We start from the raw sequence: 19,990 nt of genomic DNA, 5'->3' as shown, positions 1-19,990 counted from the left end.
AGTTCAAATATCCGCCCATTAATCATCAAAGCTTACGAAAGTAGCAAGCAGATCCTGAATCAAATAGTGAACTAATGCTTCTACTGTTGGATATTTATAAAACAAGGTTGATGACAACGAGATGCCTAGCGAGTTTTGCAAGCGATTTCTTAGCTCTATTGATGTCATAGAATCCATTCCTAAGTCGAAAAATCCTTGTGATAAGGAGAATGCCCTCTCTTGTTTGTCTCCCAAAACTTGAGACAATAGAGATTGAATATGGGCAATTAACAGTGCTTTGCGTTGCTCTTTTTCAGTTGCCTTTAATTGTTCGACTAAGTTGAGTAAAGTTTCTTCTCTCTCTTTCTTTTCAGCTTGCTGGGGCAATGGTTCGTAACTAGCACCCTTCACTTGAAAGTCTTCAGTAGTGGCGACAAGCTCCCCATCTATTCCGGATTCCCGTAGGGGTTGTGTTTGTGGCACGTCAATCCAGTAGCGCTCTCGCTGCCAAGGATAAGTGGGCACTTCAACTTGGCGGTGGGCATAGTCACGATGGAAGCCATCCCAATCAATTGTCGCGCCCCGTACATATAATTGACCCAAAGCCTGAAGCAGCCCTTGCCAATCGCTTTGCTCTCGCTTTAACGTCGGTAGCCATGTTCCATACTCAGATGGTAAACAATGACGTCCCATCCCCAGCAAAATTGGCTCCGGTCCCAGCTCGACAAATATCTCTACCCCTTGTCTATGTAATGTCTCCAAACCTTCAGCAAATCTCACTGGCTTGAGCACATGATCGACCCAATATTCAGGCTCAGTTGGTAAAATCCGCTCCTCAGAGCCGGTGACATTGGAGATAAAGTTGAGTTTGGGTTGGTGGAAAGTTACTTCTTGCACCACCTGGCGAAAATCAGCCAGCATTGGCTTCATTAAAGCCGAATGAAAGGCATGGGAAACCTTTAAGCGCTTATGTTTAATTCCCTTCTGTTCTAACTCCTGCACTACCCGACGTACCGCTTCCCGTTCGCCAGAAATGACTACGCTCTCAGGTCCGTTGATCGCCGCGATGCTGACCAAGTCAGTACCAAGAAGTGCCTCTGCCACTTGTTCTGGCGAAGCTAACAGAGATACCATTTCTCCGTTACGCGGCAGTTTTTGCATCAAACGTCCTCTGGCAGCAATCAGTTTTAAGCCGTCTTCTAAGGAGAAAATTCCCGCTACACAAGCTGCTACATATTCCCCTACACTATGACCGATGACTGTGGTTGGCTCTATGCCCCAAGATTTCCACATCTGGGTTAGTGCGTACTCTAAGGCAAACAGCGCCGGTTGGGTATAAGCGGTCTGCTCCAGCAGGGAAATGTCATCACTTTGGTAGAGGACTTCGAGTAGGGATCTATCCTGATTACCGCTCTTCTTTAAAATTTCCTGACAGCGCTCTAGGGACTGACGAAAAGTTGGTTGTGTTGTGTATAATTCCCGTCCCATCCCTAGATACTGAGAACCTTGACCTGTGAACAGAAAAGCGATTTGAGGTTGACTTTCGCTCTTGCTACCCCTCAACAGATGGGTGGTTTCTGCTCCAGCTTGATGGGCTAATAACTTCTCCCGTGCCTGAGACACTGATTCGGCAACCACAGCCATTCGTTCATGGAAATGGCTACGCCGAGTATTAGTGGTAAAACAGACATCAGCCCAATCTAAGTTGGGATGAGTGGTTAAGTGTTCTAAGTAGTTGCGAACCATCTGTTCGAGTGCGGGTTTGGTTTTGGCACTGAGGGTGAGCAGATTTAGGGGCTGCTGGACAGTTTCTCCCTCTCTTTTTGCTGCAACTGCTGGTGCTTCCGAAAGGACAACATGAACATTGATACCCGTAAACCCAAAGGAACTAACCCCAGCGAATCTAGTTTTATCTGTTGCTGGCCAGGGTATCTGTTCGGTTGCCACTTTTATTGGCATCTCATCCCAAGCAATATAAGGGCTAGGCTCTTTAAAGTGTAAGTGTTGCGGAATCAGTTCATTTTGTAAGGAGAGAACGATTTTGATCAGACCTGCTACGCCAGCTGCTCCTTCCAAGTGTCCGATATTAGTTTTTGCAGAACCTAAGATCAGAGGTTCTTCTCGTTTGCGAAAAACATTTATCAAAGCATTTGCTTCAATTGGGTCTCCCAGAGAAGTACCTGTACCATGAGCCTCAATATAACTGATTTGGTTCGGCTTGATACCTGCATTGGCTATTGCTCTGCGAATCACAGCTTGCTGAGAAGAACCGCTAGGTACAGTTAGACCGCTTGTTCGTCCATCCTGCCCATGAGCCGTACCTCTAATTAGGGCCAGAATATTGTCGCCATCAGCTTGTGCATCTGAAAGACGTTTGAGAACGACTATGCCACAACCTTCGCCACGAGCGTAACCATCTGCTCCTGCCGCAAAAGTTTTGCAACGACCATCTGGAGACAACATTCGGGATTTGCAAAGGTTGAGCCAATATTCTGGTGAGACATATCGCTGTACGCCTCCAGCCAGTGCCAGGTTAGAGTCTCCCCTTCGCAAGCTGCTAACTGCCAAGTGAATGGCAGCCAATGAAGAAGCACAGCCAGTATCAACGGCTAGACAAGGACCTGTAAAATCGAAGAAGTAAGAAAGGCGGCCTGCCACTGGGCTATAGGCATTCCCCGATCCTATGTAGACATCTGTTTCCGTAGGGTCTTGTTTGACAAGTTGCCAAACGTAGTCATTTGCACATATCCCAATAAAAACACCTGTCTGGCTGCCTGCCAATTTTTCAGGCACAAGTCCAGCGCTTTCTAAGGCTTCCCAAGCTACTTCCATCACCAGCCGATGCTGAGGATCTAAACTCGCCGCTTCTCGAGGCGAAATCCCGAAAAAACTGGCATCAAAATCTGCGGGAGATTGGTTGAGAAACCCTGCACGCCGGATATACACCTTTCCCGGCAGACCAGGTTCTGGATCGTAGTATGGATCGAGATATGAATGATGACCCTTTGGGGCTTCTCGAATGGCATCTACACCATTTGAAAGTAAGTCCCAAAATGCTTCAGGATTATCGGCTTGTGCCAAGCGACAACTCATACCAATAATGGCGATTGGCTCATTTTCTTTCTTCTTTAATCGCTCAATTTCGGCTTGTAAATCAGCCATTTTTTGCGATGCTACCTTCATCAATTGAATATAGCGTTGTTCATTATTATCACTCATTTTATTAACCCATTATATGCCTAATTGTTCTGCCTTCATCAATTGAAAATAATGTTGTTGATAGTTGTTGAGAGCCGATTTGTAAAGCAAATCTTAACCACTCTGAATTTTCTGCTTCGATTGATTCTGAGCTGGCGATATTTTCCTCAGAGAAATTTCTCAAAAGCTTTTCACCTGTAATGGTTTCAGACGACTTTACAAATCCGTTCTCATTAATTTGCTCTCGCTAGTTGACCCATTGTATGCCTAACTGTTCTGCAAATTGTTTGGCAATTTCTTCGGCATCATCATTTTCCTCTAGCGGCTGGAATGCAAATACTTTGCTATCTATTTGGAATGACTGATCGGATACACCTACATCCTCGTCTTCATCAACCTCTTCTAGGAACTCTGCCATCAGATAATCAACTAACTTTTTAACAGTTGGATAGTCAAAACTCAGCGTAGCGGGCAAACGGCAGCCTAAGCTATTTTGCAAATTGTTTCTCAACTCTACAGATGTCAGAGAACTCATTCCTAAGTCGAAAAACCCTTCTGAAACAGAGAATGCACGATCTTTCTGGTAGCCCAAGACTTTAGATACTTGAGATTGGACATGAGCCACTAAAAGTGCCTGGCGTTGATCTTTTTCAGCCGCTTTTACTGTTTCCAGGAAATTAACTGAAGTTTTCTCTTGCTCTTTCTTTTGCTCGGTAGATTTCCGGAAGTCAGTTAAGAAAGCACTTTCAACTGGATACTTCGACCAGGTTATTGGCATTGCACCAACTTGGGATGCCTTGCTATTCAACAAGTTAGCAAATAAATGCATTCCTTGACTGGGCGAAATCATGCCAAAACCTATTGCATCCCAACGACTTTGAAGATTTGCATCCAATCGAGTCGCCATCCCAGAGGTAGCCCAAGGTCCCCAGTTGATGCTGACAGCGGGCAATCCCAATGCGTGCCGATGATGGCAGAGTGCATCCATAAAGGCATTGGCCGCAGCATAATTTCCTTGACCTAGCGCGCCCAGAACTGAGGTCATAGAGGAAAAGCAGACAAAGAAATCCAATGGCATTTCTTTGGTAAGTTGGTGCAAGTTCCAAGCACCTTGAACCTTGGGAGCCATCACTTTTGAGAAGCGTTTCTGGGTTTGATCCCTGAGCATCCCATCATCTAAAACACCTGCGACATGAACTACCCCTCGTAAAGGGATATCAGTTTCGGCAATTAGCGTCGCTACGCTATCGGGTTGGGAAATATCAGTTTTGACAATTTTCACCAACGCCCCTTTGTCTTCTAACTGCCTGACTCCTGCTTGTGCTTCTGGCGATACTGCCCCTTGTCGTCCCACTAGCATCAGGTGACGCGCCCCCTGTTCTACAAGGTAGTTTGCTACTTGAAGACCCAGTGATCCTAAACCACCAGTTATTAAATAACTACCTGATGAATCAATTTTTGCTGATTGACTGATAGTTTTAGCATCAGCACGTTTCAATCGAGCGACATAACGCTCTCCATTGCGAAAAGCTACTTGCTCTTCTTGTTCTGGGAAGAGAATTTCTTCAACCAGCATTTCAACTTCATTAACTTGGTGCTGACTAAGATCTATACAGACAGTTTCTAGTTCGGGATGTTCTAAAACAATCACGCGGGCTAAACCCCACAATGACGATTGTTCTAGTTTTAAGGGGGTTGTTGTAATTGCTTGGGTATTACAAGTAACCAAGGATAAACGAGGCATCTTTTTCCCCCAATGATGGGGGGGAATTTCACTTAATGCTTGAACCAAATACAACATACCAGCAGATAGATCCAGTGCTGTTGTTGGAACATCTGACATCTCCAGCTTTCTCTCAAGACCCCATAAGTAAACTATCCCACGGCAGACTGACTGCTCTTTCTTGACTATTGCGGAAAGTAGCTTCTGGAAGTCTTGTGGTTCATCAGGGTTGATTTGATAGCGATCGTCATTTAATAATGAAAAAGATGATCCTTGTGAAACGAAAATACACTGTTCGCCTTGTTTGTTGAGAAGGTCGGCTAAGGAACTGCTTACTTCTCCCCCATCGCTAAAGATAAGCCAACTACCTGTTTTAGACCTTTGATGATCCGTTATGGCAAATGACAAGCTTTTTGCGGAGGCACTCGGCTTTACTTCCCAAGCAATTCTGTATAACCAATCATCTGTTTGATTGGTTAGCAGAGCAGTTTGATTGGCACGGCGCACCTGTAAGTTAATCAGGTCAGCCACTGCTATTCCGTTCTCATCAACCAAATGTATATCGAAAGAGGACAGTAAACCGGGGCTTCGATGACTTGACTGATGAATATGACACCAAATGCTTGTGCTGGGGTGACTGAAGAAATTTAGACGTTCTAACCCGACTAAAAAATAAGTTTTTGTATCGCTATCAGGACTATCCTCAAGAGCAGCTGCCAAAAGCTGCAAGCAACCATCTAACAGGAGCGGATGTAAGCTGTCCTTGATATTACTCTCTACCGTCTCAGGTAATTTAATTTTACCAAGCACTTCTACAGAGTCACCCTGAGAAGACCACAACTTCTCAATCACTTGGAAGTTTGGCCCATACTCGACTCCCAGATCGCGGAATTTTTGGTAATAGCTCTCAATTTCAATCTCTTGGTTAACTTTTTGCTTCAGGGCAGCTAAATCTAGCGAGGCTGTTGCCGCCGGAGCTACTCCAGTCAAAAGATAACCTTGGACATGGCGAGTCCAAGTTTCATTATCATCAAAATTATCTGAGTTTTTTCGGCTGAAAATTCCAAAATCATACCCTGATTCATGGGGTGTTAAAACTAATTGAACCGAGGTTGTTTCTTGGGCATCCAAAACTAGCGGCTGCTCAATCAGAAATTCTTCAACCACTAGTGGTTGGTGATTATTCAGCATTCCTGGTGCAAATATCTCCGCCCCTGCTGCTAAGACTATCTCAACATAAGCTGCGGTGGGAAAAATGACTTTCTCATAGAGACGATGATCGGCTAAATATGCAGGGAAATCAGAGCTAAGTTGACTTTCAAACACGATTTGTTGATTTTTCAGAGCTGGACTCCGAAGTCTTTGACCCAGCAGAGGATGGTGGACGCTCTGCGTTCCGGATTCCCGTAGGGGTTGTCTTTGTGGCACTTCAATCCAGTAGCGCTCTCGCTGCCAAGGATAGGTGGGCACTTCAACTTGGCGGTGGGCATAGTCACGATGGAAGCCATCCCAATCAATTGTCGCGCCCCGTACATATAATTGACCCAAAGCCTGAAGCAGCCCTTGCCAATCGCTTTGCTCTCGCTTTAACGTCGGTAGCCATGTTCCATACTCAGATGGTAAACAATGACGTCCCATCCCCAGCAAAATTGGCTCCGGTCCCAGCTCGACAAATATCTCTACCCCTTGTCTATGTAATGTCTCCAAACCTTCAGCAAATCTCACTGGCTTGAGCACATGATCGACCCAATATTCAGGCTCAGTTGGTAAAATCCGCTCCTCAGAGCCGGTGACATTGGAGATAAAGTTGAGTTTGGGTTGGTGGAAAGTTACTTCTTGCACCACCTGGCGAAAATCAGCCAGCATTGGCTTCATTAAAGCCGAATGAAAGGCATGGGAAACCTTTAAGCGCTTATGTTTAATTCCCTTCTGTTCTAACTCCTGCACTACCCGACGTACCGCTTCCCGTTCGCCAGAAATGACTACGCTCTCAGGTCCGTTGATCGCCGCGATGCTGACCAAGTCAGTACCAAGAAGTGCCTCTGCCACTTGTTCTGGCGAAGCTAACAGAGATACCATTTCTCCGTTACGCGGCAGTTTTTGCATCAAACGTCCTCTGGCAGCAATCAGTTTTAAGCCGTCTTCTAAGGAGAAAATTCCCGCTACACAAGCTGCTACATATTCCCCTACACTATGACCGATGACTGTGGTTGGCTCTATGCCCCAAGATTTCCACATCTGGGTTAGTGCGTACTCTAAGGCAAACAGCGCCGGTTGGGTATAAGCGGTCTGCTCCAGCAGGGAAATGTCATCACTTTGGTAGAGGACTTCGAGTAGGGATCTATCCTGATTACCGCTCTTCTTTAAAATTTCCTGACAGCGCTCTAGGGACTGACGAAAAGTTGGTTGTGTTGTGTATAATTCCCGTCCCATCCCTAGATACTGAGAACCTTGACCTGTGAACAGAAAAGCGATTTGAGGTTGACTTTCGCTCTTGCTACCCCTCAACAGATGGGTGGTTTCTGCTCCAGCTTGATGGGCTAATAACTTCTCCCGTGCCTGAGACACTGATTCGGCAACCACAGCCATTCGTTCATGGAAATGGCTACGCCGAGTATTAGTGGTAAAACAGACATCAGCCCAATCTAAGTTGGGATGAGTGGTTAAGTGTTCTAAGTAGTTGCGAACCATCTGTTCGAGTGCGGGTTTGGTTTTGGCACTGAGGGTGAGCAGATTTAGGGGCTGCTGGACAGTTTCTCCCTCTCTTTTTGCTGCAACTGCTGGTGCTTCCGAAAGGATGATATGAGCATTGGTGCCGCTAAACCCAAAGGAACTGAGTCCAGCAAACCGTTGTTGATTGACTGTTGACCACGGCGTTAATTCGCTGGGCACTTTGATCGGTAGTTGCTGCCAAGGAATGTAAGGGTTAGGTTGCTGAAAGTGCAGATGAGGCGGAATCTCTTTATGTTGCAGGGAGAGAACAACTTTGATCAGACCTGCTATGCCAGCCGCTGCTTCTGGGTGTCCGATATTGGTTTTAACGGAGCCTACGATCAAGGGTTCTTCCCTCTCACCAAAGACGCTACCCAAGGCATTTGCTTCAATTGGATCTCCCAAGGAAGTGCCTGTGCCATGTGCTTCAATATAGCTAACTTGGTTCGGCTTGACACCTGCATTTTTCAGTGCTTGACGAATTACCGCTTCCTGAGAAGGCCCGCTAGGTACTGTCAGACCACCACTTGCCCCATCCTGATTGATGGCGGAACCTCGAATTAATGCTAGAATATTGTCGCCATCGCGTATAGCTTGACTAAGGCGCTTCAAAACAACAACGCCACAACCTTCACTACGGACATACCCATTTGCCTTAGCATCAAAGGTTTTACAACGACCATCTGGAGAAAGCATCCGCGCTTTTGAGAAATTGATGCTCAGGCTTGGTGCCAGCAGCAAGTTCACACCTCCGACTAAAGCTAGGTCGGATTCTCTGTTACGCAAGCTGTTTAGAGCCAAATGTACCGCCACGAGGGAGGAAGAACAAGCTGTATCCACTACCATGCTTGCTCCTCTCAACCCCAAACTATAAGACAAGCGTCCTGCTGCTGGACTCAAAAGGGTGCCTGTGCCTAGGTGAGCATCAATTTGCGATCGCGCTTCCGACAGACGCATAGCATAGTCAAAGGTGCTAATTGCAATAAATACACCAGTTGGAGTGCCAAATAGCTTTTCTGATGACTGACCACTATTTTCTAAGGCCTCAAAACCTACTTCTAGCAGTAGCCGCTGCTGTGGGTCAAGCGACATTGCTTCCCGAGGCGAGATCCCAAAGAAGTGAGCGTCAAACTTATCAACTTCAGACAAAAAGCCGCCATAACGGCTATACATCTTTCCCGGTGCTTCTGGATTGGGATCGTAACAGGCCTCAATCTCCCATCGGTTGGAAGGTACTTCCCGAATCGCATCCACGCCATTCGAGAGCAGATGCCAAAAAGACTCTGTGTCTTTTGCACCTGGAAAACGACAACTCATGCCAATGATCGCAATCGGTTCTTCTTTTGCTTGCTGAACGGCCTCTAGTTTGGCACGTGCTTCCTCTAGGGCTTTGAGCAACTGCAATGTTGTTGGTTTGGCGGGAATTTGTACCATGTTAAATATTTCCTAGTAGTTTATTTAGTTCTTCGTACTTGCTGGCAAGTAAGATGTCCACTTCCTCTTCTGGAAGTTCTTCAAATACTTGGCTGGGTGTCGTTTGGTCTTCATCTGTTTGCTGGACACTCATATCCTCTAGAACTAGAACCTGTTGCAGCAGGTAATTCACCAATGCTTCTAAGGTTGGATAGTCAAAGAGCAGAGTTGAGCGCAAGGAATGCTCGACACTTTTTTCAAGATAGTTTCTCAATTCAACTGCCATTAGGGAGTCAAGTCCTAAGTCGAACAAAGACTGCCGCGGCTCAATCCTCGTACTGGCATTCAATCCGATTACATTTCTAATGGTGGAACGAACATGCTCCATCAAGATTGTTCGGCGGTCATTAGCCAGAGTAGCTTTTAGTTGGGAAAGTAAGGCTGGTCCCTCTTCAGATGGTGTAACAATTGTCTGGAAATTTTCAAAGAATGGCCTATTTTCTGGTAGTCGTTCCAAGAATTTTGACCAGTTCATAGGCAACACCCCCACTTGAGCGCTGTCTTCGTTTTTTACCAAGTGGTCTAATGCTTGCAAGCCTTGTTCAGTTGGAATGATACCCCAACCCTGGGCTTTCAAGCGACTAGCAAAAGTTGCTGCCATTCCTACCTCGCCCCAAGGTCCCCAATTTATGCTCAAACTTGGTAAACCTTGCGATCGCCGATAATCAGCTAAACCATCAAGGAAGGCATTAGCTGCTGCATAGTTGCTTTGACCTGCATTCCCCAACAAAGAGGCAGCGGAGGAAAAACAGACAAAAAAGTCCAAGGGTACACCTTGAGTCAGGACATGCAAATTCCAAGCTCCTTGTACTTTGGGTGCCATGACTTTTTTGAAGCGCGTAGGTGTTTGCTCCTTCAACAAACCATCATCTAAAACACCTGCGGTATGAACAATCCCATGTAAATTAGGACATTCAGTCAGTATTTTTTTGACATCCTCCCGATTAGAAATATCTGCATTAATTACCGAGATTTTAGCACCGGCCTGCTCTAATTTTTTGATGGCTTCATTTGCTGCTTGTTTGACACTGCTTCGTCCCGTCAGGACTAGATGTTTAGCACCTTGTTCGACCAGCCACTCAGCCACCTTTAATCCTAATGCGCCCAATCCTCCCGCAATTAGGTAACTGCTGTCTGGGCGAACCGAGCAATTTTCTGGATTCTGAAAACTTAGCACCACTTTACCAATGTGCTTGGCTTGCTGCATATAGCGGAAAGCATTTACAAATTCGGTAATTGGGAAAACTTTGGAAGGTAATGGTTTGAGCTTACCTTCCCTGAACATAGTCATCAGCTCTAGAAACATTGCAGAAATTTCCGCACCATCCATCTCTCCTAAATCAAAGGGGAAATAAGCAACATCGGAGCGCGATGCTTGCAATTTTTGCTCATCCCAAATGCCAAATTTACCGATTTCTACAAAGCGCCCTCCTTGAGCAAGCACATCAAAGCTCTGATCAATAAACTTGCCAGTTAGGCTGTTGAGGATGACATTCACGCCTTTTCCATTTGTGGCAGTCATTACCTGTTCGGCAAAATCAAGGTTGCGCGAGTTGTATATATGTTTAACACCAAGCGACTTTAAAAAATCCCACTTGGGCGGGCTAGCCGTCGCAAAAACTTCTGCTCCCTTCAGCTTCGCCAATTGAAGAGCCGCTTGACCTACACCTCCAGCGGCGTTATGAATCAATACTCGATCTGTTGAGCCAATTTGAGCGCATTTGACCAGTCCGTAATAGGCTGTCAAAAAAGTCACAGGAATCGTTGCCGCCTCTTCAAAACTGATTTCAGATGGTTTAAGAACTACCAATTTTGCTTTAGCCTTGACCGTACTTGCCAAACTACCTGATGCATAGGCAATTACGGCATCGCCCGCCTTGAAGCCAGAGACTTGTTTGCCAACACGCTCGATCGTGCCCGCACACTCAAAGCCGAACAATATATCGCTTGCCGAAGCAATACCTAAAGACTCCTCGACTTCGCGCATCATGCCTAACGCGCGCAGCACATCTCTAAAATTAAGTCCGCTCGCCCGAACTTTGATCTCTACTTCATCAGGTGCCAAAGTTGGGGCAGCTAAAGGAACCAAGGTCAAGTTGTCGAGCGTGCCGTAGCTGGTCAGCTTCAGCGCTACAGGAGTGATGGTTGGTGTCTGTATAGGGTGGTTCGGCTCTAATCTAGCTATATAGCGTGCCCCGTTTCGATAAGCAATTTGGTTTTCTCGATCAGGTGCGAGTAGTTCTTGGAGTAAAGACTTAACCGTTTCATGTGAGTGGCGATCGGATGGTAAATCTAAACAGGTAGTTGAAAATTCGGGGTGTTCTAGACAGATCGTTTTACCCAGTCCCCATATAGGGGTTTGCCAGAAAGCAACTGCATCATCCTTGAGAGCGGACTGCGCCCCTTGTGTGACCAACCACAATCGAGGAGAAATCTTGGCTGAACTCAGAGATTGAACTAGATGCAATACTTGCTCACAGCTTGAATCGCAGGACTCATTTTCATCAAGGCTCCAAAGGTACACTACGCCTTGATACGATCTATTAGCTAACAAGTTCTGCCAGTCGGCTGGGTCTGCCCAGTTAATAGAATATTGCTCTGGCTTGGATCTCCCATCAGTTTTTTTAGCGTAGACGAGGTGCGATCGCTGTCCGCTTCCATTCAACAAGTCAGCTAAGGTTTCGCCTACACCAGTGCGGTCTGCCAAAATTAGCCAATCGCCTTTGTTTGTTGCGCTTGCAGTCTCTGCTGTTTTTTTGACTTCTTTCCAGACCACTTTGTAAAGCCAATCTTTCCAGGGGTCTTTCTGCTGTAATGCTTGCGACCGAGCCTTTTTCAGTTGCAGGCCTATCGCTTCGGCATAAACTTGGCCATCTTTCCCAATTATCTGCAAGTCTGCCTTAAGGGTTTCTTGACCGGGCTGAGAATGAAGTTTAACGTAACTGAAAACCTCGCTGGTAGGATGCTGCCAAAATGTAAAATGCGGGTAGGCGACAGGTAAATAAGTTTCTGAAAAATCAGCAGGCAGAGCTGCTAAAAGGACTTGGAAACATCCATCCAAGAGAGCTGGATGCCAATGATAGGGCTGGTTGAGAATATTTTTAGGTAGCTGAATTTGTCCGAGGGCTTCTCCCTCAGAACGCCACAAGCGGCGCACGCTTTGGAAGCTGCCTTCATAGACCATTTCTTGGGTGGCGACTTGCTGATAGAAAGCTTTTATGTCCTGATGTTCTTGCAGACCAGCTTGTAAAGCGGTTAAATTTGCGTTTATTTCTGGAGTTGGTAGATTTTTCTCTATACCGAGCTTTCCTGCTGCGTAGCGCGTCCAAGTCGGTTCTTCGTTAGTGAAAACCAAATTGAAAATTTGCCATGAATAGCCTTCTTGATCGGGGGTCAAGACCAGTTGCACTGTCTGAGGTTCTTCTAGCTTGAGAGCTTTTTCAATTACTACATCCTCAAAGGTTATCGAGCGGTTGCCAAAAAGTTGATTTCCCGCTGCTAAAACCATCTCGAAGTAAGCGCTAGCAGGCATAATTGCTTGACCGAAAGCGCGGTGTTCTGCTAAGTAAGGCAAATCTGCGGTAGAAAGATAAGCCTCAAACTGAACTTCTCCTTGTTTAAGTACAGATGAATAGATCCTCTCTTGTAGCAAGGGATGTCCAGAAATTTCACTGCTCTTTCTGGCAACGCGTTCCTGTCTTACCTCAACCCAACAGCGTTCTTTTTGAAAGGGATAAGTTGGTAACACCACTTTGCGCCGGCGTTCGTCTTGGCAAAACTCTTGCCAATTGATATTGACATCGCGAACATACAATTGAGCTAAACTTTCGACTATAGTGGATGATTCTGCTCCCGGACGGATACTAGGTAGCCAGGCGAGGCGTTCTTTCTCATCAACCAGGCAACTAACTCCCATACCCAAGAGGATTGGTTTGGGGCCGATTTCTACAAAGCATTCTATCCCCATCGTTTGTAGGGTATTCATGCCATCGGCAAATCTCACGGGCTGACGAATATGGCGAACCCAATAATCAGCGGTTGCCGCATCGTCCGTTACTTGGTCGCCTGTGATATTGGATATAAGGGGTATTTTAGGTGCAGAGTATATAACCTCCGCAGCGACTTGAGCAAACGGCTTTAACACTGGCTCCATCAGCGGCGAATGGAAGGCATGAGAAACTGTCAACTCGTGGGTCTTGATCTGCTTGGTTTTCAGTTCGGCTACAATAGAATCTATGGCTGGGCTATCACCGGAGATGACTATGCTCTGTGGGCCATTGACTGCGGCCACAGAAACTTGCGTACCATACGGTGCGATCGCTAAGTCTATTAAGGCTTCGCTAGCCATGACGCTGACCATTTTGCCAGGGGCTTCGGGCGGCAATTGCTGTATTAGTTGTCCGCGAGTTGCGATCAGCTTTAAGCCATCTTCTAAGCTAAACACCCCTGCTACGCAAGCCGCGACATACTCGCCTACACTATGTCCCATGACAACATCAGGTACGATGCCCCACGATTTCCACAACTCAGCTAGAGCGTATTCAAAGGCAAACATCGCGGGTTGAGTGTTGGCTGTGAGATCGATGATGTTTTCTGGTCGATCGGGATAAAGTATTGACAGCAAAGGCCGGTCTAAATAAGAGCGCAGTATTTCATCGCATCGCTGCAACGCTTGGCGGAAAACAGGTTGCGTCTCATAAAGTTCGCGCCCCATATCAACGTATTGCGCGCCTTGTCCGGTGAACAAGAAAGCGATCTTAGGCGCTCCTTGGTAAGTATCGCCTTGGATCGTGCCTATAATTTTTTGACCCTTGACAAAAGCATCAAGCTGTTGGGAGATATTTTCTTTCGAGTTAGCAACAATAGCTAATCGATGGGCAAAATGAGAGCGTCCAGCGGCAGATGTATAGCAAATATTTGCTAAAGAATCCTCTGTCTTGTCCAAGAAAGTTAAATAACGATGTGTGAGATCGTTTAGAGCTTTTTCGCTCTTAGCAGATAAAGTAAGTAAATGGTATATAGGTTCAATTACCCCGGTAGAAAGCTCAACTTGCGGCAGCTTCGGGGCTTCTTCTAGAATTACATGGGCATTGGTTCCACTCATACCAAACGCACTCACGCCTGCCAGTTTTGGTTCATGTTCTGGCCAAGGCGTCAGCTCAGTTGGTACAGTAACTGGCAATTTATGCCAAGGAATACGCGGATTAGGTTTATCGAAATGTAAGTTAGGGGGGATATGGCTATGCTGAAGTGAAAGTACAACTTTAATTAAACTAGCTACACCTGCGGCTGCCCCTAAATGCCCCATATTGGTCTTCATCGATCCCATTACCAATGGTTCTTGACGATTTTGACCTAATACTTTTGCTAAAGCTATGACTTCAATTGGGTCGCCTAAAGGTGTTCCTGTTCCATGTGTCTCAACAAATTGAACCTGCTTAGGCTCGATTCGAGCGTTTTCTATGGCTTGGCGTAGCATTGATTCCTGTGCGGAACTAGCAGGCGTTGTGAGGGTCAAGCTGCGCCCATCGTGATTGACTACTGAACCTCTGATCGTGGCCAAGATAGGATCGCGATCGCGAAGAGCATCGCTGAGACGTTTCAGAATGACAACACCACAACCCTCTCCTTGTGCGAATCCATCTACTGAGTCCGAGAAGGTTTTGCAGCGACCATCTTTGGCTAAGACATTCATTTGACAGAAACCAACTGTTAGTTTCGGAGAGAGTAGTAGACTGACACCACCAGCTATAGCCAGATTACACTCGCGATCATGCAGGGATTGACAGGCCAAATGCACGGATACTAATGCAGAGGAACAAGCTGTATCAACTTGCATTGTTGGTCCATGCAAGTCCAACACATATGCAATTCGCCCTGCTGATAGACTTCGTAAATTGCTCAAGGTAGGGTAAGCATTGATTTCACTAGGATTCACCATATAAAAGCGTTCTGCCGAGTAATCATCCCAGTGAATACCGACAAACACACCTGTCTGGCTACCCGCCAAAGATGTGGGTGCAAGTCCAGCGTGTTCGAGAGCTTCCCAACTTACTTCTAGAAGCAAGCGTTGTTGTGGATCCAAGCTCGCTGCTTCTCGTGATGCCATCCGAAAAAATTCGGCATCAAACTGTTCTACCTCATTTGTATCTAATAAAGCCGCAGAACGCACATAAAACTTGCCCGGTGCAGGGTTAGGGTCATAGTATCTCTCAAGATCCCAGCGAGAAGAGGGAATATCTGTTACAGCATTTACGCCATTACGCAACAGTTGCCAGAATGCTTCTGGGGTGTCGGACTTTCCTGGGAAGCGACATCCCATCCCAATGATCGCGATTGGTTCCTTCTGACGATTTTCCAGAAGGCCAGATTCATGGTCAGAGTAAGCGATTTTGTTCATGATTGAATTGTTTGAAAAGGGTAAGAACATCCCAAATGAGATAAATTTTATAAAAGCTATAAAATATGAATCTTCTAGTTTTTTACAACCCGTCAAAATAAATTTGACAGACCACTAGCTTTTGATTCCAGTTGACTTGATTGCAGACATTTAATCTGGAGATCTCGCTAACACCAAAGCTAATAATTCACGAGCAGCATCAACTACGAGCGGTTTGTCAAAAAACATGCCATCAGGTTCTTGATGAATGACATTGCTGAGATCGCCTGTATCTATAGGCATAAATCCACTGTCTACGATCAGTTGGGCGACGATCGCTTTCGCCGCAGCATCATCTCCACAATAAAATAAGGCATAGGGATCGGCGTTATGGTGTTCATGGGCGAAGATTTCTGGCGCCAAGGTATTGTAAGCTTTAACAACTTTGGCATAGGGAACTTTCTGCGCCAGTTCCAAGGCTGAACTGACATTCGGGATATGCCGAATTGGCCTACCATCGGGGTGGCGAATGTAGGCATTGGTTGCATCAATGATGATTTTGCCATCTAGCGATCCGGCAGCGGAAATCGCATCGTCTGTCGTATGGTAATAAACTGCTAGGAAAATTACGTCAGCAAAGGCAGCAGCTTGGTTTACCGTCCCTGCTTGCGTATTTGATCCGGTGATCGCCAATAAATCTGTTAGCTTCTCTGGATGGCGAGAACTGAAAAACACTTCATGCCCCGCCTTTGCCCACAAGGTGCCAACCGTTCCACCAATTGCACCCGCACCAATGACCCCTATTTTCATGATTCATCCTCCTATTTCCATGATTCATCCTCCTATTTCCATGATTCATACTCCTATTTTCATGATTCATACTCCTATTTTGCTAAAAATTTACTGCAAAACTCAATTGTTGATTTAGTTGATTTACAAGTAACTTTAGTTAAAGTTTTGGGCTATTTAGTCATGCTGTGACACCAATTTACGGAGTATGTAAGCTTTGATATGGTCAATTGTTTCAAAGTTTTTAAATACGAGTTCTTCAGGTTCCCAAAAGATCCCCATTTCTTCTTCGACAAAGCGAACCAACCGAAAGAGATCCATTGAGTCCACGATCCGTTGCTCAATTATCTTTAAGTTGTTGGTTAGAACCAAGTTAGGTTGGTCATATGCCAACTCTTGGGTGATAAACTCTTTGAGCATTTGTTCGATCTTTTCTTCTGTCATTACTTCTGTCATTGTATTGTTTCCTGTTATTGCTGTGTTTCTTGACTCAACTGAACTTTGTCTATCTTGCCGGTTGAAGTTTGGGGCAAGGCACTACGGAACTCGAACAAATCGGGAACCATATATTTGGGAAGTCGCTCTGCACAAAACAACTTTAAAGCCTGTATTGAGACATCAGGAAGTTCCGAAGGAATCGCTCCTGTGAGTTTGTTAGCACTACGTGCCACCACGACAGCCTTGATCCGGTTACCGATTTCATTGTCGGGGATGGGAATCACTGCGGCTTCTTCCACTCCAGGATGGCTGTATAAAATGCTCTCTATCTCACCTAATTCAATGCGGTAGCCCCGACTCTTAATCATGCGATCGCTACGACCTAAAAAGATATAATTGCCATCCGGGGCTTGTTGGACAAGATCCCCCGTGCGGTAAATCATCTCAGGCCCCAACCTACGATGCAAAGTAAAGTTATCCCGGACTTGGGCACTCTTTTGGGGCAAATCCCAATAGCCTGTCATCAACCCAGGTCCACGCACGCAAAGCTCACCCACCTCACCTCTAGCCACCAATTCATTACTTGCACTCAAGACAAAAACTTCAGTGTTAGCGCAGGCTTGGCCAATGGGAAGCGATTCGGTTAGTTCAATATCAGGTGGTGAAACTCGGTAATAGGTGCAGACATTCGTTTCAGTCGGGCCATAGAGGTTGTAATAGCAAGCATGGGGAATATGCACCATCAACTGACGCAAATATTTGATGGGGAAAACTTCACCTGCAAACAAAATGGTTCTCAGAGCGGGGAAGGTATGTTGCTCTAATCGACCATATAAGACCAAACTTGTGAGAATAGAAGGTACTGAATACCAGAGCGAAATTTTTTCTTCGGCTATGAATTTAGCCAGATTAATTGGAAAGACCGATAAAGCAGCTGAGAGTAGAATGATCGTCCCCCCTGCTTTGATAGTTGTAAAGATATCAAAGATGGAAAGATCGAAATGAAACGGCGCATGATTGGAAACACGGTCTTCTGCCGTGACCTGAAATGTGTCATATGCCCAATTCACAAAGGTAAGAGACGCACGGTGGCTAATCATAACCCCTTTCGGGGTTCCTGTCGAACCAGATGTATAAAGAATATAAGCCAAATCGTTTTCAATCAGATTTGGGTCTGGCGGTGGACTGCAAGGAGCTTGTAAAACCTCTGACCATCTGACGATTTTCCCAAACCACTGCGTTGCTCGATCATCCTCATCTGTCAGAACCACACTGTTGAGACTCTGGAACTCTTCTAAGGAATTGGTTCCTAAAGCATCTATTCTTTGCTTGGTCGAAATCAGTATCTTGATCTGACAGTTTTTAATGATAAAGGCAATCCGCTTTGTTGGAGCATAAGGGTCTAGAGGTACATAGGTGGCACCGGCTTTTAATATGCCAAAGATAGCAATAACAGCTTCAATCGACTTATCAAGGTAAATGCCAACTCGGTCTCCCCGTTCTACCCCTGCATAGCTCAAGATATGTGCCAGCTGGTTACTTGTCTCGTCCAACTGACGATAGGTGATAGTGTGTTCTTGTTGCTGTACAGCAACGCGATCACTATGAGTTCGAGCGCTGCTTATTAACAGATGATGCAGTAAATATGACATGACACAATGGTGCTGCTTTACAATCCCAAGAATTTGGCAATAACGACTCGCTGGATTTCAGAGGTGCCAGAGTAAAATTTACTACCAATAGCATCTCGCAGCTCTCGTTCTAACTCTGTATTTGTTAAATAACCATGTGCACCATGAATCTCGATTGCTTCGAGAGATGACTGAACCCAAGCTTCACTAATGTACAAGTTGGCCATGGAGGCCTCCATAAGAGCCATTTGCCGATTCTCTTTCATCCAAGCAACTTTATACAAATACGCCTTGGCGGTCTCCAACCGCAGCTTCATATCCACTAACTTGTTGGCAACTAATTGAAATTTTCCAATCGCTTGACCAAATTGCTTGTGGGTTCTAGCGTAATGAATAGACTGCTCCAACAATCGTTCCATTGTTCCCACAGCAGAGGCTAGAATAAATCCCCGCTCCCACTCCATACTATGATTGAATATGGCTAGCCCTGCCCCTTCCTGACCTAATCGATTAGTGACAGATACTTCACAGTTTTCTAACGTCAGTTCCGCTACTTGAGCGGTACGTACTCCCATTGTAGACGTAGACTTTTGGACGACCAGACCAGGTGTATCTTTTTCGATCAGAAAAGCCGTCAAACCCTCTTTCCCAAAAGATGGATCTACGGTAGCAAAAATGATGAAAAGGTCTGCAATGGTTCCATTGGTCACATAGTGTTTGTGTCCGTTGAGAATATATCTGTCTCCATCTTTTAGAGCCGTTGTCTTGAGACTATAGATATCAGACCCCGCTTGTGGTTCACTGGCCGCGTGGGACGCAATCCACCCTTCTCGACAAAGCAAGGGGAGATATTTTTCCTTTTGTTCTTCACTCCCGAAGGTCAGTAGGGGCATTTCGCCAGCCCAGATATGGGCATTCATCGCAAAGATCAATCCGTTATCCTTGCAACCATATCCTAATCCTTGCAAAGCATAGGCGGTAGTGAGGATATCCAGTTCCTGTCCGCCATAACGTACAGGGATAGGCCATCCATGAACACCAAATTCGCAGCACTTTTGCCACGCAGCACGATTAAATATTTCCTCTTTGTCCTGTTTAATCAGATCAGAGATCAATGACTGTTGGGCAAATCCAATAACCTTTCTTTTAAATTCAATTTGTTGGCTGTTCCAAGCAAAATCCATTACACCCTCTGCAATTTCAACTGATTTATCTGTTGTGCCCGCATATTAATTTCATCTTCTGTTGGTACATTGCTCGTCATTATCAATGTACTGGCCCTTGAATATTCAAGAAAACTTGCATGATGATTTATTACAGAAATATACCACATATTTCATAGTATTGAGTTTGTTTTAATTACTTATTGTTAAGCATTGACTATAGTTTAGACTAGCTCCCGGTGCGAAACTTCAAACCTTTACGGCAATTGATGTACACCAATTACAAGTACAACCACCCAAAGCTTGAGCAGGAAATTTATAGTACATTTGAACTAAATAGGGCTTGCTGAAAAATTAATCAAAAGGCAAAAGTAAGGATTGATCTTGATTTAGTTATTCAAGCAAGGATCGAAGATAAGTTTTCGTGGTTGGCAATTAGCCAAACCATAAGTTTTAATAATTACAAACAGGGAAGAAGGTGTTATTTTCAAAAGTCAGCATAAAA

Annotated in this window: 7 protein-coding genes; all 7 read right to left on the bottom strand. The window is 45.4% G+C overall.

Translation table 11 applies throughout. The features are described 5' to 3' along the window. Positions 1–18: 18 nt before the first annotated feature. Positions 19–3,198 carry a type I polyketide synthase gene (locus tag CYLST_RS29615; RefSeq protein WP_015211420.1) on the bottom strand — a complete coding sequence of 1,060 codons (3,180 nt, stop codon included), beginning with the start codon at positions 3,196–3,198 and terminating at the stop codon, positions 19–21. Positions 3,199–3,424: 226 nt separating this feature from the next. Continuing rightward, entirely contained in the window at positions 3,425–9,046 is a 5,622-nt protein-coding gene (locus CYLST_RS29610; protein ID WP_015211419.1) for a type I polyketide synthase, read from the bottom strand. Between the two features lies 1 nt (position 9,047). Then, positions 9,048–15,485: a type I polyketide synthase gene (locus CYLST_RS29605; RefSeq protein WP_041233336.1), complete on the bottom strand. Its 6,438-nt coding sequence runs from the start codon at positions 15,483–15,485 to the stop codon at positions 9,048–9,050. A 150-nt stretch (positions 15,486–15,635) separates the two neighbouring features. Next, a complete protein-coding gene (locus CYLST_RS29600) occupies positions 15,636–16,274 on the bottom strand; it encodes an NADPH-dependent F420 reductase (RefSeq protein ID WP_015211417.1) in 639 nt (212 codons plus the stop codon). Between the two features lie 156 nt (positions 16,275–16,430). Continuing rightward, positions 16,431–16,697, bottom strand: a complete 267-nt coding sequence (locus CYLST_RS29595; RefSeq protein WP_041234023.1) for an acyl carrier protein — start codon at positions 16,695–16,697, stop codon at positions 16,431–16,433. 26 nt (positions 16,698–16,723) lie between these two features. Beyond that, entirely contained in the window at positions 16,724–18,343 is a 1,620-nt protein-coding gene (locus CYLST_RS29590) for an amino acid adenylation domain-containing protein (protein ID WP_015211415.1), read from the bottom strand. 17 nt (positions 18,344–18,360) lie between these two features. Continuing rightward, complete coding sequence (locus tag CYLST_RS29585; RefSeq protein WP_015211414.1) at positions 18,361–19,506, bottom strand: acyl-CoA dehydrogenase family protein; 1,146 nt, start codon at positions 19,504–19,506, stop codon at positions 18,361–18,363. Positions 19,507–19,990 lie beyond the last annotated feature (484 nt).

Source organism: Cylindrospermum stagnale PCC 7417, from assembly GCF_000317535.1.
GTDB classification, from domain to species: Bacteria; Cyanobacteriota; Cyanobacteriia; order Cyanobacteriales; family Nostocaceae; genus Cylindrospermum; species Cylindrospermum stagnale.
The sequence above is the reverse complement of the archived record's forward strand: the minus strand, read 5'-3'. Positions and strand labels throughout refer to the sequence as shown.

What these genes read in the sequence shown, in the direction of transcription:
- CYLST_RS29615 (WP_015211420.1), bottom strand. Translation starts at nt 3,198, where the DNA reads ATGAGTGATAATAATGAACAACGCTATATTCAATTGATGAAGGTAGCA.
- CYLST_RS29610 (WP_015211419.1), bottom strand. Translation starts at nt 9,046, where the DNA reads ATGGTACAAATTCCCGCCAAACCAACAACATTGCAGTTGCTCAAAGCC.
- CYLST_RS29605 (WP_041233336.1), bottom strand. Translation starts at nt 15,485, where the DNA reads ATGAACAAAATCGCTTACTCTGACCATGAATCTGGCCTTCTGGAAAAT.
- CYLST_RS29600 (WP_015211417.1), bottom strand. Translation starts at nt 16,274, where the DNA reads ATGAAAATAGGGGTCATTGGTGCGGGTGCAATTGGTGGAACGGTTGGC.
- CYLST_RS29595 (WP_041234023.1), bottom strand. Translation starts at nt 16,697, where the DNA reads ATGACAGAAGAAAAGATCGAACAAATGCTCAAAGAGTTTATCACCCAA.
- CYLST_RS29590 (WP_015211415.1), bottom strand. Translation starts at nt 18,343, where the DNA reads ATGTCATATTTACTGCATCATCTGTTAATAAGCAGCGCTCGAACTCAT.
- CYLST_RS29585 (WP_015211414.1), bottom strand. Translation starts at nt 19,506, where the DNA reads ATGGATTTTGCTTGGAACAGCCAACAAATTGAATTTAAAAGAAAGGTT.